We start from the raw sequence: 26,519 nt of genomic DNA, 5'->3' as shown, positions 1-26,519 counted from the left end.
GTGTGCGGCGGCCCCACGATTGGTCTTGACCTTTCCCCGAGAGCGGTCCTACATTCGGCGACGGCACCATGAAGGGCAGGTTCATGATCGACGCCTGAGACGTGAACGACGCTGTGTGTCCGGAAGGGCTTGCGATGACCGAGCCGACCACCCTGCCGGCAGGCACCCGGCCGCTCACCGTCCGGCGCGGCGCGGTCCACGACACCCTACGGACCCACCTGACGCGCGGCGGCGGCGTCCTGCTCACCGGCCCCACGGGCATCGGCAGGACCACGGTGACACACCAGCTGATCGCGGACCTGCGTGGCCAGGGGCACCGGATCCTGCACTGCTCCCCCTCCCCCGCCGAGAAGAACACCCCCTTCCTCGGGCTCATCGACCTGCTGGCCGACCTCGGCGACGACGCTCTCGCCGCGCTGGCCGCCCACGAAAGAGCCGCCCTGGAAGGGGCCCTGCTCCGCAGCGCGCCGCGCGCGGGGACCGGCCGGGGCGCCGAGGCCGGGCCCGGCGGCGGTCGCGAAGCACTGGTCCTGCGGATCGCGGTCCGCAAGGTCGTCGCCCTGCTGTGCGGCGCGGGCCCTTGCCTGCTCGTCGTGGACGACGCCCAGTGGCTCGACCGGGCGACGGCGGATGTCCTCAACTACGTTGCCCGGCGCGTCGGTTCGGGCTTTTCGGTGCTTGCCACTCTGCGGTCCGAAACGGAGCCCGGGCCCTCCCCCGCAGGACCGGACGGCGCGGTGAGCGCACTCGACCTGTGTCCACGGCCCGCCCGCCAAATCCCCGTCCCGCCCATGACCGTCCATGAGATCGCCGAACTCCTCGATCGGCACGACCAGCCCTCCTGGCCGCGCCGGCTCGTCGCGCGTCTGCACGAGGCGAGCGGCGGCAATCCCCGCGCGGCCCTCGAACTCAGCGCCGCCCTCGACGAACGCGTCCGGACCGGGGGACTCGACGGCACGGAACTGCCCGACTGCCTCGAAGCGCTCCCGGTGCCGGACTGTCTTCGCCGGCCGCTCATCGACCGGATCGACGCCCTGCCGTCCCGCGCCCGCGACACCCTGGTCCTCGCGGGCGCCGCCGTACGCCCCACGGTGGAGCTGCTGTGGCGCGCGGGCCGCCGGCACGCCGGGGCCGACCTCGACGTCTGCGTACGTCACGGACTCGTCCGCGCCCCTGTGTCATCGGACCACGAGGCCATCACGTTCCTGGATCCGCTGACGCCGGTGGTGCTCAGGGCCGAGACCCCCTACGAACACGTGATGGCGGCGCACCGCGCGCTGGCCGACGCTTCCGACGACGCCGTCGAGCGGGCCCATCACATCGCGCGCCTCACCGCCGCCCCCGATCCGGCCGTCGCGGCCGGCCTGTCCGCCGCCGCGTCGGCCGCGCGGCGCAGGGGCGCTCCCCGGACGGCGGCGCGACTTGGCCACATGGCCGCCGCGTACACACCGGCCGGGCAGGAGTACGCCGACGTCGACCGCAGGCTCACCGCCGCCGAGGACGCCATCGAAGCCGGAGACCTCGGCTTCGCCCGGCAGCTCGCGCATGAGGCCCTGGGCGACGCCGAACGGCCGGCCGACCGGGTACGGGCCTGGAACGTGGTCATCGACTCCTGCGGCCAGGCGATGGCCGAGATCGCGGACGTCTTCCCCGAAGCGGTGCGCGACGCGGCGGGCGATCCCGCCCTCCTGGCCCAGCTGCACTACCGGATGAGCTGGCGGGCGTGGATGGTGGGCGGCTCCGCGGCGCGCGCCCACGGCCACGCGGTGCGCGCCGCCGGGCTCGCCGCGCGGACCGGTGACCGGTACACCGAGCTGATGGCGCTCACCCAGCAGGCGGCCCTTGAACTCTTCCTCGGGCTCCCGGGGGCGGAGACCACCCTGGCCGCCGCGCTGGCCGCGCCGCACCACGTACCGGCCATGACGCACCACAACGGGCCGCTGTATCTCAAGTACCGCTTCCACCTGGTACGCGACGAACTCGACGCGGCCCGAACCGAGTTGCGCACCCTCGTGTACCGGCTGCGTCAGCGCGGGTCGGCGGACAGCCTGAGCCAGTGCCTGATCGGGCTCGCGCAGGTCGAGATCCAGCGTGGCCGCTGCGGGCCCGCGCTGACCATCGCCCGGCAGAGCCTGCGCATCACCGAGGAGGCGGGCCTCAGCCAGGGGCCCGCGTGGTACGCGGTGGCGCTGGCCGAAACGGCCGGCGGGAGCCTGAGCCGGGCGCTCACCGCGGCGGAGGCCGCCAGGCGGCACAGCGAGGACGACAACGACCGGCTCTTTCTGCCCCGGGCACTGCACGCCGAGGGGAGGATCAGACTGTTCCGGGGCCAGGGCGAGCGCGCGGTGGAACTCCTCACCCGTACCGGTGAGTTGGAGACCGCACAGGGGCAGCGGGATCCCGCCACCCGGCGGTGGCACGCCGACCTCGCGGAGGCCCTGGCCGCCACCGGCCGACCCGACGAGGCGGACGCCGTCCTGGCCACGGCCCGCCGCCAGGCCGAACGGCTCGCCAGAACGGGTGTCCTGGCCACGCTCGACCGGGCGGCGGCGGTGGTCGCGGCGCAACGCGGTGAACTGACGTACGCCGTAAAGCTGTTGGAGAGCGCGGCGGGACGCCTGCGGATCTCTGGCTACCCCCTGGAGGAGGCCCGCGCCCGGGTGGCGCTCGGCCGGGTCCGGCGCAGGCTCGGGGACGAGGCCTCGGCGCACGCCGCGTTCGCGGCCGCGCTCCGCGTCTTCACCAAGGCCGACGCCCGCCCCCTGGCCGTCCTGGCACGCGCCGAACGCGACCGCGCGCAGGACGACGCGGTCCGCCTGCCCGAGGGCGGCCCCTGGTCGGAACGGCTCACATCGACGGAGCGGAGCGTCGTCGCCCGCGTCGCGCAAGGCGCCAGCAACCGCGAGATCGCGGCCGGTCTTGTGGTCAGCGTCAAAACCGTCGAAGCCGCCCTGACCCGCGCCTACCGCAAGCTGGGCGCCAAGTCGCGCGTGGACATCACGCGCATGGTGATGACGCGGCCCACGGTCTAGCCACGGCGCAGAGGGCGTCGGGTATGAGTACCCCTTCGCATCAAGTCGCTCGGGCCGATGGGCAGTTGGGCGCTCAGCCGGGAAGCGCGCCGAAGAGCATGTTTCCGGCGCAGCCCCGCTCCTCGCTGGTGAAGTAGTCCTGGAAGGCCTCGTTGAGTTCGTCGAGGCTGATGGCGCCGTCACCGTTGGTGTCCAGGCGCCGGGCCACGGTGAGAGCGTCGGAGGGGGTGACGCCGAACGTGTGGAGCAGGCGCTCGGTCTCCTCGATCTCCAGCATGTTGGTGCCGTTGGAGTCAGCGGTCGTGAGCAGCGCCACCACCATGGGCAGGAAGTGGGCGAGGTACGCCTCGGGCGTACCGACCAACCGGGCAAGGGCCCGCTCGAACGTGTCGCGGTCCAACGGCGCCGGAGTCCGCGCGCCCGCCGTTTCGTACAGGCGCGTCCAGGATTCCTGGAAGGCCTTGGTGAGGGTGGCGGCGCGGGGGGATTCGGGGGTGTGCCCGAACGCGTCGGCGATGTCGCCGGCCGCGTCGAGCCAGTCACCCTCGTCGATCAGACCGTCAGCGTCCTTGTCGAAGAGGCCGAACAGGGCGCCGTATTTGGTGGCGAGGAACGTGGGGACCGCCCCGTCGCGCGGGAGCGTGCCCGACGAGGGGAGCGGCGCGGCGGCCGTCGTGAGGTAGGAGCGGGCGACGGGGTTGGCCGAGGACGCGAAGTGCGGGGAGCGGCCCTGGTCGAGGGCGTCCAGGTACTCACAGGCCGCCCGGTGGCCCGCCGCCGCCCGGCGTTCGTTGACGGCCAGTTCCTCACGCGGGCCGGCACGGAAGGGGGCGTCCACGCCTCCCGGGCCGGCTTCCCCGCTGGGCAGGATGTGCATCCGTACGCCGGGCGGGTGGGCGCTGAGGATCTGCGCGAGCCGGTGCCGGCGTGAGATCTCGAACGCCGTGGGGCCGATCTGCCAGGGCCATCGCGCGGGCCGCAGTGGGCGTTCGCGCTGGCGCATCCGGAGCACGTAGACCGTGGTCGCGCCGTAGGCGACGGCCCTGCCGACCGGTGCGGTCTCGACGATGCCGCCGTCCACGTAGTGCTCGTCGCCGATGCGTACGGGCGGCCAGAGCCCCGGCACGGCGCAGGAGGCGAGGACGGCGGGCAGGAGCGGGCCGGAGTCGAAGTACCGGGCGGCGGCGCGTTCGATGGAGGCGGCCACGCACTGGTAGGGCAGCGCAAGGTCCTCGATGCGTGTCCCGTCACCGAGGTGTGCCCGGACCACCTCGCGCAGGGCGTCCATGGGCGCGAGGGCGGGGTGGCGCCGGAAGGCGTTGACGAGCAGGCCCCCGGGTCTCACCGACATGACGCGCTTTCCCAGCAACTCCCGCCACAGGTCGGTGAGTTGGTCGCAGACCGAGAGGGTGGGGTTGCTCGCGAGCAGCGCGCCCTGGAGGGAGCCGACGGAGGTGCCGAAGACGAGGTCCGGCACGATGCCGCGTTCGAGCAGCGCACGCAGCATGCCGACCTGGTAGCCGCCCAGTTTGCCGCCCCCGCCGAGGACGAACGCGGTGCGGGGCGCGGCCGCACGGTCCGTGGCAGGCGCGTGACTGTCCGCTGGCGGCATGGCTTCCTCCTGATGACGCTGTCCCTGTCATGGTGGCGCCGGGTTGCCGCGACGTCCCGAGGGGTGGGCCAGGCGGGTGGCGGCACACCGGGTCGGCGGCCACCCGTCGGGCTTCGACCACGCGGGTGCACGACCGACCCGGGCGCAGGCCGCTCACCCCGGAAGCCCTCGCCCGAACCCGGCCGACGCGGAGCCCGCTCACCGCAATGGCCGCCCCTCGCCCGCCGCCCCGTCGCGGCGCGTCGCCAGGACCCACGCGTCCAGTTCCGCCCAGCGCTCGTACAGCCAGGTCTCGAAGCCGTCCCGGTCGCGTGGGACTTCCGCCGCTTCGTAAGTCCCCCAGGCGACATGGACCGCCGCGTCGGTGCGGGCCGGGTAGCCGCCGCCGAGACGCCAGGGCAACACGTCCTCGAGCCCAGTGTGTCCGACCACCAGCACCTGCGCGGTGGGTGCGGCGGCGAGCAGGGCCGCCGCGCCCCGGGCGAGCGGAGGCAGCACGCACGGCATCGCCTCAGCGGCGGCGGCCAGGTCGTCCCGGCCGGAGCGCCGCAGATACGCGATGCGCGCCCGGCGGCGCCGGGCGCTGAAGTTCGTGCCTTCGGGCAGGATGACCGCCGCGTCACCGCCGCCGAGCCCGGGCCCCATCGCCGCGAACTCGCGACCCGCCCTGGCCCGGCCCTCGGCGTTCCACCGCAGCGGAATCAAGGGCGTCAGACCCACCAGGGACGCCGCGCCCGGCAGCAGGACGGCCGCGCTCTTGCACACGCCGTGCACGCGCCGACGCAGCACTTTCATGCCCAGATGGATCCCGAGCTGTGTGTTCAGCAGGCCCGCGTGGCGCAGCAGGACCACGACGGGCCGCGCGGGATCCAGGCGCGGCGGTTCGTCGGGCCAACGCACCCGCATTCCCGCCCATCTCAGCCCGGTTGCGAAGAACGCGGCGGTCGACCTCCGCGCCAGCAGGACACGCAGCGCGTCATGGTCGGACGGATCGCCCGGGCCACGGCGGCGCGCCCGCCGCAGGCGGAGCCCGGCAACGAGGGAGCCGACCTCGCAGGTGAGCAGGTACGCCGCGGACAGGAGCACCAGACGCGCCGGGCCACGCACCGGCGCGGGCAGCCGGGGCCCGAGCACCCGCAGGCACAGGAGCACGGGTGACAGACCGATGGCGAGCAGCACGGACGCCACGAGCAGGAGGCCCCGCACCAGCGCGAGGAGCACCGTCAGGGCGCGGGAGGTGACGCGCCCCCACACCTCACCGGGGACCCGCGCGGACGCGACGCGCACCGTCTCGGGGAGGGCGGGGCCGACGCCCTGCTCGATGGGGTTCATGAAGCAACTGGTTCTCACAGCCGGACCCCACCCGCAAACGGAGCCGGACGGGACCAAGGGGTCCGGACGGGGGCGCCCCGCAGACCGAACTCCGCAGGCCGAACTCGCAGGCTGAACTCCGCAGACCGAAGAGGCTGGACTACCCGTTGTGCGCTTCGGGCTCGGTGGCCAGTGACTGCTGGGTGGCCGCCCACGACGCGAGGAGCGCCACATTGTCGGCGGTCGGTGTGCCCGCGGGCGCGGTGTAGATGTTGAGGTGCAGACCAGGTTCGGCGGGCAGTTCCAAGGACTCGATGTCCAAATCGAGCCGGCCCACGACCGGATGGCGCACCCGCTTGCGGCCGGAGCGGTGCAGCCGCACGTCCTGTGAGGCCCACCGCCGCCGAAACAGCTCACTGCGCGTCGACAATTCACCGACCAGGGCGATCAGCTTTTCGTCGTTCGGATCGCGGCCGGCCTCCATGCGTAGCTTCGCGGCCACGGCACCGGCGATCTGGTCGTAGTCGACGAAGAAATCTCTGGCCCCGGGGTCCAGATAGACGAACCGCGCTGTATTCGCGGGCCGTCGCGGATCGGCCAGCACCGGTGAATACAGCGCGCGAGCCAATTGATTCATGGCGAGTACGTCACAGCGGCCGTTACCGATCCAGGCCGGTGCGTCGGAGATCGCGTCGAGCACGCGTCGCAGCGTCGAGCGCACCGTCGTGGCGGGTTTGTGCCGGCGCGGGCCACTGGGCGTCCGGGACCGGCGCGCGAGGTGAAACAGATGGTTCCGTTCGGCCTCGTCGAGTCGCAGGGCAGTGGCCAACGCGTCGAGCACGCCATCGGAGGCACCGGCGATGCTGCCGCGCTCCATGCGCACGTAGTAGTCGACCGATACCCCCGCCAGCAGCGCCACCTCCTCGCGGCGCAGACCCTTGACCCGACGGTTGCCGCCGTAGGCGGGCAGTCCCGCCTGTTCGGGTGCGATGCGGGCGCGACGCGAGCTGAGGAATTCCCGGATCTCGGTGCGTAGCTCCATCGTGGCCATCCCCTCACCGTAGGCGCGTACGCAGTCTATGGGGTGCCCGTCGCGGTCGTGGCGATGCCGCCGTCCACCGGGATGATGGTGCCCGTGAGGTAGGAGCCGGCCCGGCCGGCGAGGAACACGGCGATACCCGCCATGTCGTCGTCGCGCCCGAGCCGGCGCAGAGGCGTCGCCGCCGCGATCGTGTCGCCGACGGCGTCGAGCGTGGACGCCATCATCCGCGACGGGAACACTCCCGGTGCTATGGCGTTCACCGTGACGTGCTGGGGGCCGAGCTCTCTGGCAAGCACTCGGGTGAGTTGATGGAGTGCCGCTTTGCTGCCGGCGTACGAGTAGTTGGGCGACTGGGCGACGTGGATCGCGGCGATACTGCCGATGTTGATGATCCGCGCGGGATCGTCGACGGTGCCCGCCCTGCGAAGTGCGGGGAGGAGCGCCTGTACCAGCCAGAACGGCGACTTGAGGTTGAGGTCGAGCACCGCGTCCCAGGCCTCGTCCGAAAACGTCTCCAGCGGCTCGCGCCGCATCGCTCCCGCGTTGTTGACCAGGATGTCCAGGCGTTCCGATTCGGCCTTGACGAGATCAGCGAGGCGCCGGCACTCGTCGTGCCTGGACAGGTCGGCGGGGATCGCTCGAACGTCGCCGAATTGGGAGAGCAGACGCTGAGTCTCCGCGCATGCCTCAGCGTCGCGTGAGCTGATGACGACACGGGCGCCCGCCTGGAGAAGGCCGCAGGCTATCATCACCCCAATTCCCTTGGTGCCGCCCGTGACAAGGGCGCTTTTCCCCCTCAGATCAAAAAGTTCCGCGTGCGTGGTGAATTGGCTGTCCGCCATTGGTATCCGTCCCCATCTGTCGCTGTCGGCGCTTTCGCCTCGATCAGGTTGACAGGCGTTCGGGAGGTCTGGGAGTTCCTGGTGATACAGGTACTGCGAGAGCCCCCTTCACGCGGAGAGCCCGCGTGACCGCCGCCCCCGGTCCGGCTGGCGCGAATCGGCCGTGGCGGTCCCGCTCGCAGCCGCCGCGAACCCGCCCGCCGCCGCCCGACAACGCCATGCGCGGGCGGATGGTAGCGACCCGCGGCATGTCCCACTGGAAAATGCCAGAACTTCCCCCTTCTCACGACACAGCGCGTAACTTCTCCGTCACTGCGGCAACGGAGTCGGGCCGCTGTGATCTGTCATCACCTGATACCGAGGAGGGGATCTCCGCGTGCCCGGAATCGACGAGTGCCTGCTGGAGACGATGCGGCTGCCGGGCGCGCTCGGGGCAGCACTCGTCGACTGGACCAGCGGGCTCGCTCTCGGCACCATCGGCGATTCACCGGGCGGCGACCACGAGGCGGCCGCGGCGGAGACCGCCGAGTTCGCCAGGAGCGCCATCGAGCATCCCGTGTTCGCACTCGGCGCCAAGGACTCTGCCGACGAACTCCTGCCCGTGGAGGACGTTTTCGTCGCCGCGCACAGCGGATACCACCTTCTGCGCTTCATCAGGACGGCGTACGACAGCAGCGTCTTCCTCTACCTCTGGCTCGATCGTGAGCTTGGCAACCTCGCCCTCGCCCGACTGCGGCTGCGCGACCTGGCGGAACGGCTGGTACTCGCGTGAGCCGGACAGCCGAGTCCACCGACGAGCACCAACTCTCGCCCATGCTGCGGCGGTTGGTGGCCGAACGGGCCACCGGCGCGCTGCTGCGCGACAGCGGCACGCTGTATCTCGTCGACGGCCAGGTGGTGCACGCCGAGAGTCCGTCCGCCCCCGGCATCGACGTGCTGCTCACGGTCGGCGGCCGGTTGCGTCCCGAGGGCTGGCAGTGGGCCGTCGACCAGGCGGGAGCGCGTGGCTCGGTGGGCCGCTTCCTCGTGGACAGCGGTCAAGTGAGCGACGGAGAGCTGGAGTTGTGCCATCTCGGGGCGCTGTTCGACGCGGCGTTCTTCACGCTCACACCCGGCAGCGGCCCGACGCGTTTTCGCTACGGTGTGGCGCACTGGATCGGGCCGGTGCGGCCCGTGCCGGCCGGCGCGGTGGCGCGCGAGGCGGCCCGGCGGCGGGAGTTGCTGTCCAGGCTCTGGCCGCACCCCGAGGTCGATACCGCCCCGGTGGTGGCGGCGCGAGGTGCGCGCGGCGTGCCGGTCACCGGGCGCCAGCGGGCGCTTCTCGCGCTGGCCGACGGGCTCCGCACCCCGCAGGACATCGCGCGGCTGCTCGGCCGCCCGGCCTTCCACACCCTGGTGGACGTCCGCAGACTCGCCGCGTGCGGCGCGATCGAGACCCCGCTCGCGACCGTGCCGCAGAGCGGCATGCCCCCCTCCGTCGCGCTGGCGTCGGCCGAGGCGGAATCCATTGCGGACGTGGCTCTGCTGCGCAGGCTGCGGGACGGCCTTGAGGCCACCCTGTGATCCGCGTCCGCAGGCAGCGTGCCGAAAGGAGACAGATGATGGCGGCAGAGGCGGACGTCCTCGCCGAACTGCGGCGGCTGCGGGTCCGGTTGCCTCAACTCAGCGGCGCCATGGCCGCCAGCGTCGATGGGCTGGTGCTCGCCCAGGACGCCCCGGGCGACACCGAGCCGCTGGCCGCGCTGACCGCCGCCGCGCTCGGCGTGGCCCAGCGCCTGACCGACACGGCGGGCCAAGGCGCGTTCCTCGAACTCCTGTTGAGAGGAGACCAGGGCTATGTGGCCACGTACGCGGCGGGCTCGTCCGCCGTGCTCACCCTCCTCGCCGAGCCCCGCGTGAACGTGGGGCGGCTGCATCTCGAAGCCCGCCGGGCCGGCGCCCGGATCGGCGACCTGGTCGACGGCAGCCTCGGCCGACTGGAGGCCCCATGAGTCCCACCCGTCCCCGGGCCGACCGGCCGGGGAACACGACAGACGTCAAACAGCGGAAAGGAAGCACGAATCCCATGGCCAACACGGAAGCCGCGCTCAAGGAAGCGATGACCACCATCGACGGAACCATCGGTGTGGCGCTCGTCGACTACAGCAGTGGCATGGCCCTCGGCACCCTGGGCGGCGGCAAGGACCTCGACCTCGCGGTGGCCGCCGCGGGCAACACCGATGTGGTGCGCGCGAAGGTACGCACCATGGAACTCCTCGGCCTGAAGGACGAGATCGAGGACATCCTCATCACGCTGGGCACCCAGTACCACCTGATCCGCCTGCTGACCGGGCGCAATCACAACGGGCTCTTCCTCTACCTTGCGCTCGACAAGGGCCGCGCCAACCTGGCCATGGCGCGTCACCAGCTCAGGAAGGTCGAGGCGGAACTGGAGGTGTGACCCGCGCCCGGCGCGGCACCATCCCGCGGTGGCGCCGCACTCCCCGGAGGCGGCGCCGCGCGGGGCGGGCGGTCTCAGCCGTGCGACGGCGCCGCGCTCAGCCCGTCGAGGGTGAGCGCGAGCAGGCGTTCGGCCTGGCCGCGCTGGGCCGGCTCGGCCGAGGTGAGGGCGATTCCGGCCAGGGCGGCGAACAGGTCGGAGGGCAGGATGTCGCGGCGCAGCTCTCCGGCGGCGACACCGGCCTCCATGAGCGTGGTGATGGCCGTCTGGATCATTTCGCGGCTGTGGCCGTAGGGGTCGCCTCCCGAGGCGACGACGGACCGCAGCGCCTCGGCCATGCCGAGTTTGGCGGTGGCGTAGTCGATGAAGTGCCCCATCCAGGTGCGCAGGGCCTCGCGCGCGGGAAGGGTCTCGAGCAGCCCCGGAACGGCGTCGCACAGCCGGCCCACCTCATTGCGGTACGCGGCCTCGATCAGGGTCTCCCGGGTCGGGAAGTTGCGGTACAGGGTGCCGGTCCCCACCCCCGCCACCTTCGCCACGCGCTCGTAGTGCGCGTCCAGTCCTTCCTCGGTGAACACCCGCACCGCGGCAGCCAGGATCTTGTCCCTGTTGCGCTGCGCGTCCGCCCTCAGCGGGCGTCCCGTGTCCTGTGCCATCGACGGCTCGCTCCTTCGTCCACGTTGCTAAGTGGAGGCTCCTCCACTTAGTGTGGGATCAACCGGCGGCGCCTCCGGTTCCACCGTAGAGCACGCGCCGCGCCCCACTCTTCTCCCGGAGGTTCCACCATGTCGGAAATCGAGGGCAAGGTCGTCGCGATCACGGGCGCCAGCAGCGGAATCGGCGAGGCGACCGCGCTCCTGCTCGCGGAGCGCGGCGCCACCGTGGTGCTCGGCGCCCGCAGGCCGGACCGCCTGGAGGCGCTGGCCGCCCGCATCGAGAAGGCCGGCGGCCGGGCCGCGTACGCGCCGACGGACGTCAAACGCCGCGAGGACCTGGCGGCCCTCGTCGAGCTGGCCCTCGACCGGTACGGCAGGCTCGATGTCCTGGTCAGCAACGCCGGCGTCGGTCTGATCTCCCCGATGGACGAGCTGCGGGTCGAGGACTGGGAGGAGATGATCGACGTCAACCTCAAGGGCGTCCTGTACGGGATCGCGGCCACCCTGCCTGTCTTCCGCCGCCAGGGTTTCGGGCACTTCGTCAACACCGTGTCCACCGCCGGGCTGCGGATCGTGCCGCGCCAAGCGGTGTACGCGGCGACCAAGAACGCCGTACGCACCCTCTCCGAGGGCCTGCGCCAGGAAGCCGGCGACCGCCTGCGCGTGACGGTCGTCTCGCCCGGCATGACGCGGACGGAGTTCGCGGATTCGATGGCGCCGGACATGAGGAGTGACATCCTCGACAGCATGGCGAAGATCGCGATATCACCGGACGCCATCGCCCGCGCCATCGCCTTCGCGATCGAGCAGCCTTCCAGCGTGGACGTGGGCGACATCGTCGTGCGGCCCACAGCGCAGAGCTGAATCGCGTCGTTCAACTGGCCTGCGGATAGGGGTAGTTGAGGCCGCCCGCGCCTTCGCCTCAGACCTCTCGCGTAACCTCTTCCCGTACGCATTCGATGAGGTAGTCGCCCGTGTCCGGGTCGATGACCACGCCGTGTGCCTCGCTGTGGAAGCCGGGAAAGGCGCGGTCGAAGGCCTCAAGGGCGCCGAGGTAGCGCAGGACCGGCCCGTCGGGGGCGCCGAGTGCTTCTCCCGGCATGAGAACGGGGATGCCGGGCGGGGTGACCGTCACCATGGCCGCGGCCACGCGACCCGCCGCGTCCGCGAGGCGCAGGCGTTCGGTGCCGCCCCGGATGAGCTGCTGATAGCAGTGCCTCGGTGGGACCACGGGGCGGGGCAGGTCGCGAAAGGCGGTGTCCAGGGCGTCGATCAGGTCGGCGCGTGTCAGATGTTCGTGCATGTCCTGGCACAGGGCGCGCAAGGTGATGTCGCCGTAGCGCTTGGGGTGGCTCTCGACCAGGTGCGGCAGCACCTGCCGCAGCGTGGCCTCGCCGTCGTGGAGCGCCTTGAAGTCCATCAACGCGTCCATCAGGGTGCCCCACTTGCCCTTGGTGATGCCCATGGAGAAGAGGATGAGCGTGGTGTACGTGTCGGTCTTCTCCACCACGATGCCACGCTCGGCGAGGTAGGAGGTGAGGACGCGGGCCGGAATGCCCCAGGGCTCGCTCGCGCCCGCCGCCGTGACGCCGGGGCAGGTCAGCGTCACCTTGATGGGATCGAGCATGCACTGACCCCGGCCGAGGCCCGAGAAGCCGTGCCAGTCCTCGTCGGGGTCGAGCTCCCAGCAGCGCGGTTCGGTGGCGAGCAGCGCGGGGGGCGCGTCGGCGAAGGGGGTACGGGTCCCGGTGTCCGGTTCGAGAACGGTCTCGGGCTGCCAGACGCCGAAGAACCAGGCCGGCCGGTCCCCCGCGTAGGCGATGCGGCGCCCGGTCCGCACGACGGCCTGCCGGAACCGGACGGCCTCGGTCACGGCCTCGTTGATCAGCCACTCCCCCTGGGGTCCGTCCATCATGGCGGCGGCGACATCGAGTGAGGCGATGGCGGGGTACAGCGGTGAAGTGGTGCCGTGCATCATGAACGCCTCGTTGAACCGGTCGTGCTCGACCGGGGCGCGCGGAGCGGACCGCACGTGCACCATGGCGGCCTGTGACAGCGCGGCGAGGAGTTTGTGGGTGGACTGGGTGGCGAAGACGGTGGGCCGCTCCTCGCCAGGGAAGGTGTCCGGACCGACGGCCATCCCGTAGCGGCCGGCGTAGAGGGGATGGAAGCGCGCGTAGGCGAACCACGCCTCGTCGAAGTGGAGCCGGGGCGTGCTCGGCGCGAGGGCCCGCGAGGTGCCCACGGTGTCGTAACACAGGCCGTCGTACGTGGAGTTGGTGATGACGGCGTACTGGGCGTCGGGGGACACCGCCCCGGGGGTCAGGGGGTGCGCGGCGATCCGCGCGGCCACCGCGCCGGGCGCGGTCTCGCTTGCGGGGAGCGGGCCCGCGAGTCCGTAACCGTTGCGGGTCGGCACGAGATAGACGGGGCGGGCTCCGGAGATCACGAGGCCGTGCAGGACGGACTTGTGGCAGTTGCGGTCGACCAGGGCGATCTCGTCCGTGGTGACGCAGTAGTGGCCGACCATGCGGTCTGCCGTGGAGTCACCGTGCAGCACGAAGTAGGTGCGGTCGGAGCCGAAGATACGGGAGGCGTTGCGCTCCGCGTCCCCGATGGGCCCGTTGTGCTCGAACAGGGAGCCCAACTCCCCCACGGAGATGGAGAGATCGGTGCGGAAGAGCCGTTCGCCGTAGTAGTCGAAGAAGGCCCGGCCCACCGGTGACTTCAAGAAGGCCACGCCGCCCGAGTGCGCGGGGGTGTGCCAGGAGTATTCGTGGGCGTCGTCGAAGCGCCGCAGCGCCTTGAAGAAGGGCGGCAGGACGGCGTCCCCGTAGGCGTGCGCGGCGTGGGCCACGCGGCCGGCGATGAACGAGGGGGTGTCCTCGAGCGGCCAGACGTACCCGATCACCGTCTCGGCCACCCACAGCGGCAGATGGTCGAGACCGTGGTCGGAGTCCTCGGCCATCACGACGAAGACCGGCAGGTCCTTGAACCGGCGGGAGATCTGCCGCAGCACGCCGGCGCCCCCCGCCTGCGTCTCGTCGTCACCGGCGCCGGCTCCGCCGCGCTCGGAGGGAAGCTCCCACGCCACCATGGCGGCGGTCAGACCGGCCTCGGTCCGCAGGGCCGCGCAGGCCGCCTCGGCGGTCCGCGCCCACCGCACTTCGAGGCCCCGGTTCTCCAACTCCTTTCCGATACGCCGCAGTTGCTCCGTATCGGCTCCTCCGCCGAGGGGGTCCTCACGCAGAGCCAGCAGGACACTTCCGTTCGCCATGACCATCTCCACGCTTCCCGACCCCGACCGACAGACGGCAAGCATCCTGGGGATCAAGGCGGAAACGGAGCGGAGCGGGCGCAAACCACCTGTACGGGTCACATGGCGTGACCCCGGTGGCCGACTGTCAAATGGTCATCGCCTCCTGGATCCAGCGGTTCACGCGGTACGGCATCCACCATGCGAGTCCGCCCACCTGGAGCACCAGACGCTCCTCGATGAAGTCCGCGAGGACGGCGGCCGGCACCTCGCCCGCCGGGGCGCCGTAGGCCAGGGTCTCGATGACGCGCTGGTATTCGGGCTCATCCGCCGTGAAGCGGCGCAGTTCCCCCCAGCGCCGGTCACGGATCTGGACGAAGCCGGGGCCCTGCCGCCACAGGCACTTGCACAGGTAGTGGCCCTCGCGCCAGCCGCGCAGGGCGCCGGCCGCGTCGGCAGGACCGTGCAGGCTCTGCGGCGGCTGGAGGTGGCTCAGGGCTCGCCAGGTGTCGTCGGGCGCGGCCGGGTCCAGACGCAGCTTCCACTCGACGAGGATGGCCCGTGCCGTCAGGTCCCGCACCAGACTCAGGAGGCGTACGGCCCGCTCGTCGGCGCCCGGAGCACCAAGGTCGGCGAGGGCGGTGAGGTCGACGGGTTCGCGCAGCCGCACGAGACGGGCGCCCGCCTCCCACAACCGGTCGCACTCCTCGTCCAGGGGGCCGGTCAGTTCGATGTCGCCGAGGTGCATGCCGGGCAGGGCGCACGCCTCGGGGTCGTAGTCGCGCCAGGCGGCGACCGTGAGGGCGTCGGCGCCGGTGGTGAGGGCGGTGCTCATCGCTTCTGTTCCTCCTGCTGCTCGGTCGGTCACGCGCGCTCAGACAGTCATGGGCTCGGCGGTCGCGGGCGCGGGCCTGCCGCCGGCGTCGAGCGCGGCCTGCGCGTGGCGCATGAAGTCGAGCCGCAGCAGGTCCTCATTGACGGCGCCGGGCGCGATGTGGACGTACTGGCCGCCGTCGGTGAAGACCAGGCCGAGTGCGACCCAGGAGTCGAGCAGCCGGCGCACCTCGTGCTCCTCGCGTGCGGCGCCCCGGGCGCGGGCCGCCGCCTTGCGGGTGAGCGCGGCGGGCGCGTGGGGCTGGTCGAGGAGGCGGAAGACGGCCAGTTCGAACGGGTCGGTCAGTTCCATCGCACGCCAGGCGAAGGTACGCCGCCGGCTGACCAGGACGATGCGGTCGCCGAGGTCGGTGTGGGTGAGCCGGGCGTCGGCGTGGTGCTTGCGCCAGGCGTCTAGCGCGTCGTTGAGCGCGGTGACGGTGGGCTCGGTGATGCCGCGCTGGGGCGCCTCGAAGACGTACGCGAGGTCGTAGAGCTCGGACTCGGGCAGGTCGTAGGTGAAGCGGTAGTGCTCGTCGGGCCGCAGCCCGTCGAAGCCGAGTTCGGGCCGGTTGAAGTAGGGGCTGAAGCGCTCGATGGCGATCCGCGCGGACAGGTCGACGGGCGGGTCGAGGTGTTCGAGCGCGGGTATCTGGGCGATGACGGGGTCGTAGTCCTCGGCCGTCTCGCCGGGGAAACCGTGCAGATAGTTCCACGCGACGGAGAGGCCGGTCTCGGCGCCGTCGCGCAACATGCGCACGTTCTGGCAGCCGCTGACGCCCTTGTCCATCAGGTCGAGCACCCGGTTGTTCAGGCTCTCGATGCCGGGCTGCACGTAGATGAGTCCGGCCTCGGCGAGCGTGCGCAGCTGGCTGCGGCGCATATTGGCCTTGATCTCGATGTGCATCCGCAGGTCGTAGCCGCTCTCCATGATCCGGGGCAGCACGGTGGTGAGGTAGCCCATGTCGAGGATGTTGTCGACGAGGTACATGTCGAGCACACGGTGCTTGCGGGCCAGCTCCATGATCTCTTCGAAGAACGTGTCGGGGCTCTTGGAGCGGAACTGCATGAACGAGCCGTTCAGGCCGCAGAACGTGCAGTGGTGCTTCTCGCCCCACCAGCAGCCGCGCGCGCCCTCGACGACGAGTTTGGGCTCGGCCCAGTTGCGGGCCACGGAGGCCGCGAGGCGTTCGAAGTAGCCGCTGTAGTCGGGGGCGAGGATGGTGGCGGGTGGCAGTGGGCTCGTGGCCATCGGGTTGACGACGCTCGTGCCCTCGGCGTCGCGGTGGCACAGGCCGGGCACGGTGGCCAGTTCGTCGCTGCCGGCGCCTTCGATGATGGCGGTCAGGAGCTGCGGGAAGGCCGCCTCGCCCTCGCCCCGGATGACGAAGTCCACGAACGGGAAGTTGCGGTGGACGGCCTCGCCCTGTTCGCCGTCGCAGTTGGCGCCGCCCATGACGGTCACGATGCCCGGGGCGAGCCGTTTGACGTATTTGGCGGCGGCGAGGGCGGCGGTGTTCTGCTGGAAGGTGGAGGTGAAGCCGACGACGTCGGGCGCGTACTCCACGATCCGCCGGGCCATCATCTCGACGAACTCCGGCGCCTGGCGGTGGAGTTCCCGTGACATGTGCAGCCGGGACTTGCGCAGTTTGCCCTTCATGGCGGTCGCGAATTCCTCGTCACGCCAGGTGGGGTCGTCATAGAGCGCCGAAGAGAACACCCAGTCGCCGCAGCCCAGGAAATAGGAGGACAGCGAGTAGAACTGGTAGTCCTCGGGGGCGAATTCGGTGCGTTCGGTGATCCAGTCGGTGAATTCGAGATTGGCGTGCAGGACCTCGGCGCCGGCACCGGGCACACGTTCGTCCACGCTGCGTTTGAGGATTCCCAGCGCGAGCGAGGGAAGGTCGATCGGCGACCAGGGCATATTGACCAGCAGGACACGCATGTCGGCTCCTCGGTGGGTGCGAAGACGTGACGGGACGGGGGCCAAGGGGCCGGGGGCCATGGGGCCGAGGCTGTGCCGGCCCGGCGGCGGACCGCCGGGCCGGCCGCGAGGATCAGTCCTCTTCGCCGTCTTCGGCGTTGCGGAACGGAACCGTCACGGATATGCCGATGCCGGGCTTGCGGTTTTCCTCGTCACCCGCGAGCGGGTCATTGTGGATGATGTCCTTCTGCATGGCCGGAACTCCTCTCTGTGTGGTGGTGCCTTGTCCGGCGGGCGCTCAGGAGCGCACCCGTCCGGGATCCCCGGCCCGTTCGGAGCGGGGAGACTGGGGGGCGGCGCGGTGCCGCCGGCGCAGTGCGCCGTCGAGGAAGACCACGGCGCGGCGCAGGACGGCCACATGGTCGTCGGCCTCGTAGCCGTCGTGGCCGGTGTCCAGCCACATCGACTCGTGCGGTACGCCCGCGTGGCGCAGGGTCTTCAGGTAGTCGCGCACCTGGCCGGGCGGGCACTTGGCGTCCCGGCGCGCGGCGACGACCAGCAGGGGTGCCCGGACGGCGGCCGCGTAGGTCAGGGGTGAGCTGCGCGCGTAGCGTTCGGGCACCTCGTCGGGGGTGCCGCCGAACAGCCGCTCGTCCAGGGCGCGCAGGGCGGGGGTGGTGGTGCGGTGGGCGGCCGCGCAGTCGGCCACGGGTTTGACCGCCACGCCCGCCTGCCACAGCGCGGGCTGTGTGCCGAGGGCGAGCAGCACCAGGTAGCCGCCCCACGAGGTGCCCCACAGGCCGGTCTCCTCGGGGCGCACCACACCCCGGGCGACGAGGTCGGCGCGGACGGAGGCGAGGTCCGCGACCTGGGTGAGGCCGACGCCTTCCCCGAACGCGCCGCGCCAGCGGGGCCCGTATCCGGTCGAGCCGCGGTAGTTGACGCGGACGACGGCGAAGCCGGAGGCGACGAGTGAGTGGACCACCGCGTCGTAGGCGTCCCGGTCGTGGTCGGCGGGCCCGCCGTGGACCAGGAACACCGCGGGGCACGCGCCGCCCTGCCCCTCGGGCAGGCTGAGCAGTGAGTGCACCGGCCCGTCAGGGCCCGGCGTCCACAGGTCGCGGTGCTCGCCGGGTACGCGGGCCGGCACGTCGTGGCTGGGAGGCAGCGGGGTGCCGGCGGTGGAGAGGATGCGGGGCGAGGTCGCGGTGTCCGTCCACAGGTAGTGCACGTCGTCACCGGCGCGGGGCGCGGCGTCGAGCAGGGTTCCGCGCGGTGTCGGCAGGGGTTCCACGGTGCGCTCCGCGAGGTGGACACGGTGCAGGGTGCTGCGGCCGTGCCGGTCCTGGCGGACCAGCACCGTGCGTCCTTCGGGATGCCAGCGGGCGGTGATCTCGGTGTCGAAGGCGCACCAGGAGTGGGTGACAGTGCCCTTTTCCGGGCTCCAACTGGCCAGCAGATAACGGTCGTTGCTCTGGCGTACGAGGAGGAGTTCCGCGCGGCCGGCGACGGGGGCGAAGCCCAGCGACCACAGGCGCCCGTCCGGGCCGTCCCCGGCCAGGACCGCGTGCGGGGTTCCGTCGGCGCCGAGGACGGTCACGGCGCGTGCCGAACCGGCCGCGCCGCTCAGCGCGATGAGCCGGCCGTCACGGGTGATGCCGGACACGGTGGCGTGTCCTTCGACGCGTGCCACCTCGCGGGCCGCCGCGCCGCGCGGACCGAAGCGCACGGTGGTGGTCCGGGCATCGCCCAGACCCATGGCGACGTACGCGTCGTCGCTGAGGGCCAGTCCGCGCGGTTCGCCTCGTGGCACGCCCTGGAGGCCGGGCAGATCGGCGCCGCCCGCGAACGGCTGGAACCACCAGTGTCCCGCGCCGTGTTCGTCCTCGTCGAACCACCACACATGGCCGTCACGGTCGATCGCGCCGTGCAACGTGCCGTGCGGGCGGTCGGTGACCTGGCGGGTCCGTCTGGTGGCGGCGTCCCAGGTGAACACCTCGCAGCGGCCGTCGGCGTCGCCCGTGAACACCATCCGGCCGGCGTCCGCGGCGCACACCTCGGGCAGCGCCGCCCGGTAGACCTGGTAGCGGCCGCTCATGCCGTCGCCTCCGCCAGACGCGACCGCACCGCGGTGGTCCGCCAGGCGAGCGCGAGCAGGACCCCGGCGCACACCGCGGCGGGCGCGGCCGTCCCCGCACGGGTCACGAACGCGCCGGCCAGGACGGGCGCGAGCGCCGCCGAGCCGCCGACCGCGCCGGCGAGGACCACGCCCGTACGGGCCTGGAGGCCGGGCGGGGTCTCCCGCAGGGCCCGGGCCTGAAGGACGACGGCGACCAGCGGCATCACCAGGCAGAACGCCCCGAACAGTGCCCCGTACGCCCAGGGTCCTTCGGCCGCCGCGAGGCCCGCGGCGAGCGGGACGAGCAGCCACGTCACCGTGACGAGCAGCCGCGCGGCGTCGATCCGGCCCGCCAGGCGGGGCGCGGCGAGCGATCCGGCGAGTCCGGCCGCCCCGGACAGGGCGAGCACCATACCCATCGGCCAGCCGCCGTGGCCGCCCTCGTGGAGGGTGAAGACGGCTCCGTAGTACAGCGCGACGATCACGCCGTTGACGGTGGCGGTCCAGGTCACGACGAGCCTGAGCAGGGGTGAGCTGCGGACCAGGGCGTATCCGGCACCGAGTTCGTCCAGGAGGCGGCGCAGGCGGCGGGTCCGAGGGGCGGGGGCGGTGGCGCCGGGATCCGCGGGGGTGGTGCGGCTCGTGGCAGCGGGGCACGCGTCGGCGTCCGTCGGGGGCTCAGCACTCGTCCGGGCCGACGCGGCCGCCCGGCCCTGCTCGGTCGTCCGGCCCTGCGCGGTCGTCCGGTCCTGCGGGCGCAGGTCCGAACGGAGCGCCCGTACGCATCCGGCGGCGACGGCATAGGACAGCGCGTCCGCGAGGAAGGGCAGGGCCCGGGCCGCCTGGTAGAGCGCACCGCCGAGCGCGGGGCCCAGGATCAGCGCGCCCTGGTCGCCCGCCGAGAGCCCGGCCACCACGCGGGGGCCGTCGGCGGGCGGGGCGATCATGGCCACGGTGCCGGCGGCGGCGGCTTCGTACACGGCCGTGGAGAAACGTTCCACCAGGACGGCGCCGAGCAGGAGCGCGAGCGGCGGGCCGCCCTCCCCCTGGCCGACGGCGGCCGCGGCGACCCCGGCCATGGCGACGGCGGAGGTGGTGGCCGACCAGAACATCACCGGCTTGCGGGCGCCCCGGTCGGCCGGGATGGCCGCGAGGGGGGCGAGCAGCAGACCCGCCGCCGTGGAGGCACCCGCGACGAGCCCCACCACTGCCGCCGAGTGCCCGAGCCCGAGGAGCAGCAGCGGAAGCACCACCCCGGACGCCTGGGTGCCGAGGGCGTCGGAGGCGCTGGCGCACCAGAAGAGCCGGACGTCACGGGAGATGGGCCGTCGGGCTGCCCGCCGGGCGGCGGTGGTGCCAGGACTCATCAGCGTCCCGCCAACGCCGCAGAAGTCCCCGGGAGTTCGGGGAAATCCGTTGCACGCACAGCCCACCCCACAGCTTGGTCAGGTTGCGAAGAATATGTGCAGGAATCGAAACGAGCGGGAGCCTAACCAGGCGTCCGGCGGAGCCACAAGGGTTCCGTCCCCGAGGCCGGAATCGAACCCCGTAAGCGCCGGGCAAAGAAACCGGTTGCACTGTCCGGAGCGCCGCCCGGTGGGACGGATTACTCGGGCCGGGTCCGAGGGCGGGCGCGGCAAAGGCGGCTCGCCGTTCCGGGAGCCCGCTCAGGATTGCCGCTTCCGCTTCGCGCCGGCGAACTGCCGGGCCCCGCCCATCCATTCGCGCACGCCGCCTGGCATATGCACATTCCCGCCGGCGAACCGGGCGCCGCCCCGCGCGCCCGGCCGGGCCCCGGCGCACCGGCTTCCCGCACGGACCGCCCGGCGGCCCCGGGGGCGCTCCCCCGCCTCCGGCCCGCGCCCGCGCGGACGGGTTGCCTCTCACGCGCGCATTGGCCAAAAACGTACGCTCCACCGGCACGGAGGGGGCCAACGCGACGAGTCCCCGGCCGCGTGATCGACCGGGGACCCGTCAGGGTGTCTCATCGGGCGCCGTCAAGTCGCCCGTAGCGCAAGGGCGTTGACTAGGGAGCCATCTCGTAGGCGCCGGCCAGTGCCTCGACGCGCTCCCACACGCGCGCCGAGCGGGCCTCGTCGACGATGGGGCGGCGGACCGCGCCCAGCGCCCAGTTCTGCTGCTGCTCGGTGGCGGAGTCCTTGCCGTGCAACTCGACGGCGTGCGCGGAGAAGTCACGTACGAGGACGGCGAAGAGCTCGTCGAGCACGTCCTGCTCAAGGCCGGTCAGTCGCGCCTGCTCCAGGATCAGCTGCCCGTGCACGACCAGCGCGAAGAGCTGACCGACGGCGAGCAGCAGGTCGAGGTCGCGGCTCTGCTCCTCGTCGGGGGCCGCCGTGGTGACGAACTCGCAGAGCGCGTCGGCCTGTTCACGGAAACGGGCGACGTTGGGCACCTGCGCGAAGGCGTCGAAGGCGGCGCGCCAGTCGTGGAAGCGGATCGCGCCCAGGCCACGGGCGGGCCCCTGCTGGAAGAGGAACGCGTCGTCGGTGGCGTCGAGGCGCGTCGCGACGGCCGGGTACTCCACGGGGCCCAGGAGGTGGTTGCCCATGAACTTCAGGATCAGCGCCAGGTTGACGTGGACCGTGCCCTCCAGCTTGGGCAGCCCCCGGATCTCGACGGCCGCCTGCGCGAAGTAGTTGTCCTTCTCGAACCCCTTGGCGGCGATCACGTCCCACATCAGGTCGATGACCTTCTCGCCCTCGGTGGTCACCTTCATCTTCGTCATGGGGTTGAAGAGGAGGTAACGCCGGTCGTCGGGTCCGGCGGAGCGGAAGTAGTCGACCGCGCGGTCACTGAAGAGCTTCATCCCGACCAGGCGCACATACGCGTCGGTCAACTCCCGCCGCACATGCGGGAAGGCGGTGACCGGGCGGCCGTACAGAACGCGGTTGTGGGCGTGGGTGACGGCCTCGTACATCGCGTGCTCGCAGATGCCGATCGAGGCGGTGCACAGGTTGAACTTGCCGACGTTGACGGTGTTGAGCGCGGCGTCGAAGGCGGCGCGGCCGGTGTGCAGGACGTCGGCGGGGCGGACCGGATAGTTCGCCAGGCGGAACTCGCTGACGTACTTGGAGGAGTCCACGACGTTCTTCACGAGGTGGTACGCCTCGTGACGGCTGTCGGCGGCGAAGAAGACGTAGCCGTCGGGGCCTTCGACGTCGGTGCGGCGGCCGAAGACGGAGACGAGGCCGGCCGCGTTGCCGTTGCCGATGTAGTACTTCGAGCCGCTGGCCAGGAACCCGCCGTCACCGTCGGGTTCGAGCAGCATGTCGGTGGAGTAGATGTCGGCGCCGTGGCTCTTCTCGGAGAGCCCGAAGGCGAACACCTCGCCCTGGTCGAGGAGTTCGGCCGCGCGCAGGCGCGCCTCGGCGTTGTCGCTCTGCCACACGGGGCCGAGTCCGAGGATGGTGACCTGCCAGGCGTACCAGTAGTCGAGCCCGTAGAAGCCGAAGATCTCGTTCAGGGCGGCGATCCGGGCGGTGTCCCAGCGCTTGTCGTCCTGCCCCTCGCCGGCGGCGGACGCCGGGGTCAGGAAGGTCGCGAACAGCCCTTCCTTCGCGGAGAAGGCGAGGAAGTCCGCAAGCCAGGCCCGGGAGCGGTAGTCCTCGATCAGCTTGCGCTTGCCGCGCTGCTCGAACCAGTCGACGGTGGCGCGCAGCAGCCTGCGGGTCTCGGGGTCGAAGTGTGCCGGGTCATAGGTGCGGGGGTTGAAGAGCAGCGGGTCGGTCATGGCCAAGTGCCTTTCGTGATAGGGGAGTTGAGGGGGCGGCTCAGGGAGCCGGGAGGGCCGGGGGGCCGGGCGGAGGGGCGCCGCGGGTTCGGTCGCCGGCGCGCGTCGGCGGCGCCGGTTCAACGGACGGCGGCGAGCCGGTTCAGGGTGGCGATCACGTCGTCGAGCCAGGTGAGGGTCATCCGCTCGTACGCGATGCCGCCGCGCAGGACGACATGCTGGAGCTCCCGGCCCGCGTCGGGCGTCTCGGGGGCCTCGGCCTCGATGAAGTCGCGCCGCTCCCCCGCGAGGTACCGGGCGAGCCGGTCGGCGTGCGCCCGGCGGTGCCGCTCCACCTCGCGCAGCAGCGCGGCCGGGTCGTCGAAGGCGGCGCCCCGGATCTTCACGGCGAGCTCGTGCCGGACGCTCTCCGGCTCGATGGGGGCGTGCAGCCACTCGGAGAGCGCGTCCCGGCCGGGAGCGGCGACGGAGTACTCCTTCTTGTCCGGCCGCATCCGCTGGGCCACCTCGCGGGCGTCGATCCAGCCGTCGCTCTCCATGCGCTTGAGGACGCGGTAGATCTGCTGGTGGGTGGCGGTCCAGAAGTAGCCGATGGACCGCTCGAACCGCCGGGCCAGCTCATAGCCGGAGCCCGGCTTCTCCAACAGCGAGACGAGAATCGCGTGCTCAAGCGCCATGCTCGAATCCTTCTATGCAACTCGTTGCATAGACAAGCGGCACCGGCCAGGTGAGACACGGCTCACCCGCGCGGACAGCCTAGGAGTGTGTCCGGCGGGGCGCCCGGGCCGTTTGGGACGGCGCCTCACGGGCACCGGCAGGGATCGGAGCGGAAAGCGTACGAACCGGCCTTTACCGGCCGCAGGACCCGACCCCAGAACCACGAGGTGAGTCATGAGTGACAACGGCATGGCGGACGACGTCTATCAGCCCACGGGCGACAACGAGGAGCAGGAGGACGCCGCCCCGCTCGACCTCCAGGACGCGCTGGGCGAGCGCACCTATGACGACATGCTCGACGAGGGGTACTCGCCGCCGGAGAAGCCGTTGGGTGTCACCAAGACGGGTGTGACGGCGGCCGAGCAGCATGAGGGCGAGTCCCTTGACGAGCGGCTGAGCCAGGAGGTGCCCGACACGGCCGTCCCGGCGGGCGACGGCATCGGGGACCTGCCCGACGGCGAGGGCGAACCACTCGACCCCGAGTCGGGCACGGAGCGCGCCGGACGCCTGGTGGCGCCGGACGAGGGTGTCCGCCCGGACACCACGAAGGAACTGGTCGCCTCCGACGAAGGCATCGACGCGGGCGCGGCGGGCGCGGAAGAGGCGGCGATGCACGTCATCCCCGAGGACGAGCTGCCACCGGAAGCGGAAACCGGAAGCTGAGCCCTGGCCGGGGGCGGGTACGCGCTGGTGGCAGGCGCGGCCCGGGGCGTGCCGGGCCCCGGTGGGCGACGGGCGGTGTCGCACGGTGTGCGGGTCGATCGGTCCGCCCGTGCTGGATGCGCAGGGCGCAACACACCCGCTCCCCGCAGCTTGAACGCAGCGGGACTCACCGGTACGTGCAGCTCATCCGCGCGCGCCCCGCTGCGGACCGGCGGCCGGGTCGCGCGAGGCTCACGCGCCGCGGCCGATGCCGACCTCGACCGCTCCGGTCTCGTACGCCGCGATCACCGCTTGGGCCCGGTCTCGTACCTTGAGTTTGCCGAAGAGGCTCGTGATGTGGTTCTTCACCGTCGACCCGCTGACTCCCATGACTTCGGCGATCTCCGCGTTGTCACGGCCGGTCGCGATCAGCCGCCACACCTCCGTCTCCCGGGGCGTGAGGTCATCGCGGGGCATGCTGGACACGGCGGGGTGCTGTGGGGCCCTGACGAAGGTGGAGATCAGGCGGGTCATCAGGCGGGGCGCGACGGCCGCCTCGCCTCCGTGCACCACCCGCACCCCGGCCACGAGGTCTTCCGGCGACACATCCTTCGGCAGGAACCCGCAGGCGCCCGCGCGCAACGCCGCCACCACGTACTCGTCCATGTCGAAGGTGCTGAGCGCCAGCACCCGGCAGTCGGGCACTTCCTGAGTGAGCCTGGCGGTGGCGGCGACGCCGTCCAGGACGGGCATGCGGATGTCCATCACGACCACGTCGGGGCGCAGCCGGTGTGCGAGGGCCACGGCCTCTTCGCCGTCACCGGCCTCCCCCACCACCTCGATGTCGGGTTCGGGAGCGAGGATCAGGGCGAGCCCGCGCCGCACGAGCGGCTGATCGTCCACGATCAGGACCGTGACCGGCCGCCCGGTGTCCGTCCCGTTCATCACCGCGCCCCTTGTCCCACGGCCAGCGGAAGGGTGGCCGCCACCCTGAATCCCGCCCCGTCCAGGGGCCCGGCCTCCAGCGTGCCGCCGTGCAGCACCGCACGCTCCCGCATCCCCATCAGGCCGTAGCCGGAGCCCGTACCGCCCGAGGCACGTGCGATTCCGGCGCCGGTTCCGTCGTCCGATATCTCCACCGACACCGCGCGCGGTTCGTAGGTGAGCCGCACCTCCGCGCGCGCCGTACCGGCGTGTTTGCGGGCGTTGGTCAGGGACTCCTGCACGATCCGGAACACCGTGAGGCCGACGCTCGGCGGCAGCGGCCGTTCCTCGCCGCGTACGGCGAGGGCGGTGGGGAGTCCGGCGCGGCAGGACTCCGCGACGATCCGCTCCAGGTCACCGACGCCGGGCTGGGGCTGGGTTGGCTCGTCCTCGACGTCGTCGCCGGCCCGCAGGACGTCGAGGAGCTGTCGCATCTCGTGCAGGGCGGTGCGTCCGGAGGCTTCGAGGGTCAGCAGGGCTTCCTTCGCCACGTCAGTGTCGCGGGCCAGGTTGGCACGGGCGCCGCCCGCCATCAGCTGCATGGTGGTGATGTGGTGGGCCACGATGTCGTGCAACTCCCGTGCGATACGCCGCCGTTCGGCGGCCACCGCCCGGTCGGCGAGCCCTCGGCGCCTGGCCTCGGCGTCGCGCTGCCAACGCCCCACCTCCACGGCGGCGACCACCACGATCACCGCGGCGGCGATGTTGCTGAGGGCGTCCATGAGCGAGGGGTGCGGCCAGGACGACGGGTCGGACAGGAGCAGCAGCACGCCCAGGAGCGATGCCACGACCTGGGTGCGCCGGCAGGTCCGTACGACGGTGTAGAGGGCGACCACGACCGCGCCCGTGAAGTGCTGCGTGATCGACACGGTCACGTTGAGGACCAGACCGAGGGCGACGATCACGGCGAGCACCGGCAGCGGCGCACGGCGCCGTACGAGCAGGGGCAGCGCGGTAGCCACGATGAGCAGACACCCGCCGACCGGGACGTGTCCCAGCTCGGACTGGGTGGTGAGACTGAACCCGATGAGGTCGAGGGCCGCGACCCCGATCGTCACGAGACCGTCGTTGCGCGACCACGGCAACGCGTCGTCGGCCGACCGAATCCCGAAGGCACGCGGCCCGGCCCCGGCGGCACGCGATCCGGCCCCGGCGGTATGGGGTCCGGTCCCGAAGGTACGCGGCCCCGTCCCGGCGGTGTGGGGTCCGGCCCCAGCGGCACGAGGCTCGGTCCCGACGGTATGGGGTCCGGTCCCAGCGGTATGGGGCCCGGCCCCGACGGCACGCGATCCGGTCCCGGCGGTGTGGGGTCCGGCCC

Annotated in this window: 21 protein-coding genes; 7 read left to right on the top strand and 14 right to left on the bottom strand. The window is 72.2% G+C overall.

Features of this window, described 5'->3' with window-relative positions:
- Positions 1–134 precede the first annotated feature (134 nt).
- On the top strand, positions 135–3,032 hold the full coding sequence (locus ACFYM2_RS11410) for an AAA family ATPase (RefSeq protein ID WP_388835355.1): 2,898 nt from the start codon (positions 135–137) through the stop codon (positions 3,030–3,032).
- Positions 3,033–3,105: 73 nt separating this feature from the next.
- On the opposite strand, the gene ACFYM2_RS11405 is transcribed toward ACFYM2_RS11410, so the two are convergent.
- The 4 genes from ACFYM2_RS11405 to ACFYM2_RS11390 all read right to left on the bottom strand — a co-directional run bounded on the left by ACFYM2_RS11405 (position 3,106) and on the right by ACFYM2_RS11390 (position 7,839).
- Positions 3,106–4,644: a patatin-like phospholipase family protein gene (locus tag ACFYM2_RS11405; RefSeq protein WP_388835352.1), complete on the bottom strand. Its 1,539-nt coding sequence runs from the start codon at positions 4,642–4,644 to the stop codon at positions 3,106–3,108.
- Between the two features lie 198 nt (positions 4,645–4,842).
- Entirely contained in the window at positions 4,843–5,976 is a 1,134-nt protein-coding gene (locus ACFYM2_RS11400; protein WP_388459680.1) for a hypothetical protein, read from the bottom strand.
- 139 nt (positions 5,977–6,115) lie between these two features.
- Positions 6,116–6,997 (bottom strand): helix-turn-helix transcriptional regulator, encoded by an 882-nt coding sequence (locus tag ACFYM2_RS11395; RefSeq protein WP_388835793.1) that lies wholly within the window; start codon positions 6,995–6,997, stop codon positions 6,116–6,118.
- Between the two features lie 35 nt (positions 6,998–7,032).
- Positions 7,033–7,839, bottom strand: coding sequence for an SDR family oxidoreductase (locus ACFYM2_RS11390; protein ID WP_388835349.1), 807 nt, complete (start codon positions 7,837–7,839; stop codon positions 7,033–7,035).
- 376 nt (positions 7,840–8,215) lie between these two features.
- On the opposite strand from ACFYM2_RS11390, the gene ACFYM2_RS11385 reads away from it, so the two are divergent.
- The 4 genes from ACFYM2_RS11385 to ACFYM2_RS11370 all read left to right on the top strand — a co-directional run bounded on the left by ACFYM2_RS11385 (position 8,216) and on the right by ACFYM2_RS11370 (position 10,279).
- The gene (locus ACFYM2_RS11385; RefSeq protein ID WP_350234153.1) at positions 8,216–8,611 is read left to right on the top strand and encodes a hypothetical protein; all 396 of its coding nucleotides are present in this window, start codon (positions 8,216–8,218) and stop codon (positions 8,609–8,611) included.
- Between the two features lie 41 nt (positions 8,612–8,652).
- A complete protein-coding gene (locus ACFYM2_RS11380) occupies positions 8,653–9,402 on the top strand; it encodes a transcriptional regulator (RefSeq protein ID WP_350234883.1) in 750 nt (249 codons plus the stop codon).
- A gap of 38 nt (positions 9,403–9,440) precedes the next feature.
- Entirely contained in the window at positions 9,441–9,830 is a 390-nt protein-coding gene (locus ACFYM2_RS11375; RefSeq protein WP_358997453.1) for a roadblock/LC7 domain-containing protein, read from the top strand.
- Positions 9,831–9,904: 74 nt separating this feature from the next.
- Entirely contained in the window at positions 9,905–10,279 is a 375-nt protein-coding gene (locus ACFYM2_RS11370; protein ID WP_350234151.1) for a hypothetical protein, read from the top strand.
- A 74-nt stretch (positions 10,280–10,353) separates the two neighbouring features.
- On the opposite strand, the gene ACFYM2_RS11365 is transcribed toward ACFYM2_RS11370, so the two are convergent.
- Positions 10,354–10,935 (bottom strand): TetR/AcrR family transcriptional regulator, encoded by a 582-nt coding sequence (locus ACFYM2_RS11365; RefSeq protein ID WP_358997275.1) that lies wholly within the window; start codon positions 10,933–10,935, stop codon positions 10,354–10,356.
- 129 nt (positions 10,936–11,064) lie between these two features.
- On the opposite strand from ACFYM2_RS11365, the gene ACFYM2_RS11360 reads away from it, so the two are divergent.
- Positions 11,065–11,799 carry an SDR family oxidoreductase gene (locus ACFYM2_RS11360; protein ID WP_388459684.1) on the top strand — a complete coding sequence of 245 codons (735 nt, stop codon included), beginning with the start codon at positions 11,065–11,067 and terminating at the stop codon, positions 11,797–11,799.
- A 58-nt stretch (positions 11,800–11,857) separates the two neighbouring features.
- Here ACFYM2_RS11360 and ACFYM2_RS11355 read toward each other — a convergent pair whose 3' ends face one another.
- From ACFYM2_RS11355 to ACFYM2_RS11325, 7 genes are all read right to left on the bottom strand, one after another.
- On the bottom strand, positions 11,858–14,212 hold the full coding sequence (locus ACFYM2_RS11355; protein ID WP_388835345.1) for an Orn/Lys/Arg decarboxylase N-terminal domain-containing protein: 2,355 nt from the start codon (positions 14,210–14,212) through the stop codon (positions 11,858–11,860).
- 127 nt (positions 14,213–14,339) lie between these two features.
- Entirely contained in the window at positions 14,340–15,026 is a 687-nt protein-coding gene (locus tag ACFYM2_RS11350; RefSeq protein WP_358997284.1) for a DUF5825 family protein, read from the bottom strand.
- A 39-nt stretch (positions 15,027–15,065) separates the two neighbouring features.
- Positions 15,066–17,009: a RiPP maturation radical SAM C-methyltransferase gene (locus ACFYM2_RS11345; protein ID WP_358997287.1), complete on the bottom strand. Its 1,944-nt coding sequence runs from the start codon at positions 17,007–17,009 to the stop codon at positions 15,066–15,068.
- Between the two features lie 277 nt (positions 17,010–17,286).
- Positions 17,287–19,086 carry an alpha/beta fold hydrolase gene (locus ACFYM2_RS11340; RefSeq protein ID WP_388835342.1) on the bottom strand — a complete coding sequence of 600 codons (1,800 nt, stop codon included), beginning with the start codon at positions 19,084–19,086 and terminating at the stop codon, positions 17,287–17,289.
- A complete protein-coding gene (locus tag ACFYM2_RS11335; RefSeq protein ID WP_388835339.1) occupies positions 19,083–20,474 on the bottom strand; it encodes an MFS transporter in 1,392 nt (463 codons plus the stop codon). Before ACFYM2_RS11335 ends, ACFYM2_RS11340 begins: the two co-directional genes overlap by 4 nt.
- 659 nt (positions 20,475–21,133) lie before the next feature.
- Positions 21,134–22,858, bottom strand: a complete 1,725-nt coding sequence (locus tag ACFYM2_RS11330; RefSeq protein ID WP_388835336.1) for an acyl-CoA dehydrogenase family protein — start codon at positions 22,856–22,858, stop codon at positions 21,134–21,136.
- A gap of 119 nt (positions 22,859–22,977) precedes the next feature.
- Positions 22,978–23,535, bottom strand: a complete 558-nt coding sequence (locus tag ACFYM2_RS11325; RefSeq protein WP_388835333.1) for a PadR family transcriptional regulator — start codon at positions 23,533–23,535, stop codon at positions 22,978–22,980.
- Between the two features lie 214 nt (positions 23,536–23,749).
- On the opposite strand from ACFYM2_RS11325, the gene ACFYM2_RS11320 reads away from it, so the two are divergent.
- The gene (locus tag ACFYM2_RS11320; RefSeq protein ID WP_388459690.1) at positions 23,750–24,238 is read left to right on the top strand and encodes a DUF5709 domain-containing protein; all 489 of its coding nucleotides are present in this window, start codon (positions 23,750–23,752) and stop codon (positions 24,236–24,238) included.
- Between the two features lie 231 nt (positions 24,239–24,469).
- On the opposite strand, the gene ACFYM2_RS11315 is transcribed toward ACFYM2_RS11320, so the two are convergent.
- Both ACFYM2_RS11315 and ACFYM2_RS11310 read right to left on the bottom strand, forming a co-directional pair.
- The gene (locus ACFYM2_RS11315; RefSeq protein WP_358997305.1) at positions 24,470–25,162 is read right to left on the bottom strand and encodes a response regulator transcription factor; all 693 of its coding nucleotides are present in this window, start codon (positions 25,160–25,162) and stop codon (positions 24,470–24,472) included.
- Positions 25,162–26,259, bottom strand: coding sequence for a sensor histidine kinase (locus ACFYM2_RS11310; RefSeq protein WP_358997308.1), 1,098 nt, complete (start codon positions 26,257–26,259; stop codon positions 25,162–25,164). Before ACFYM2_RS11310 ends, ACFYM2_RS11315 begins: the two co-directional genes overlap by 1 nt.
- Between the last annotated feature and the right edge of the window lie 260 nt (positions 26,260–26,519).

The sequence above is a fragment of the Streptomyces sp. NPDC006711 genome, from assembly GCF_042869775.1.
GTDB lineage: Bacteria > Actinomycetota > Actinomycetes > Streptomycetales > Streptomycetaceae > Streptomyces.
This window is presented reverse-complemented; position numbering and strand designations above follow the sequence as displayed.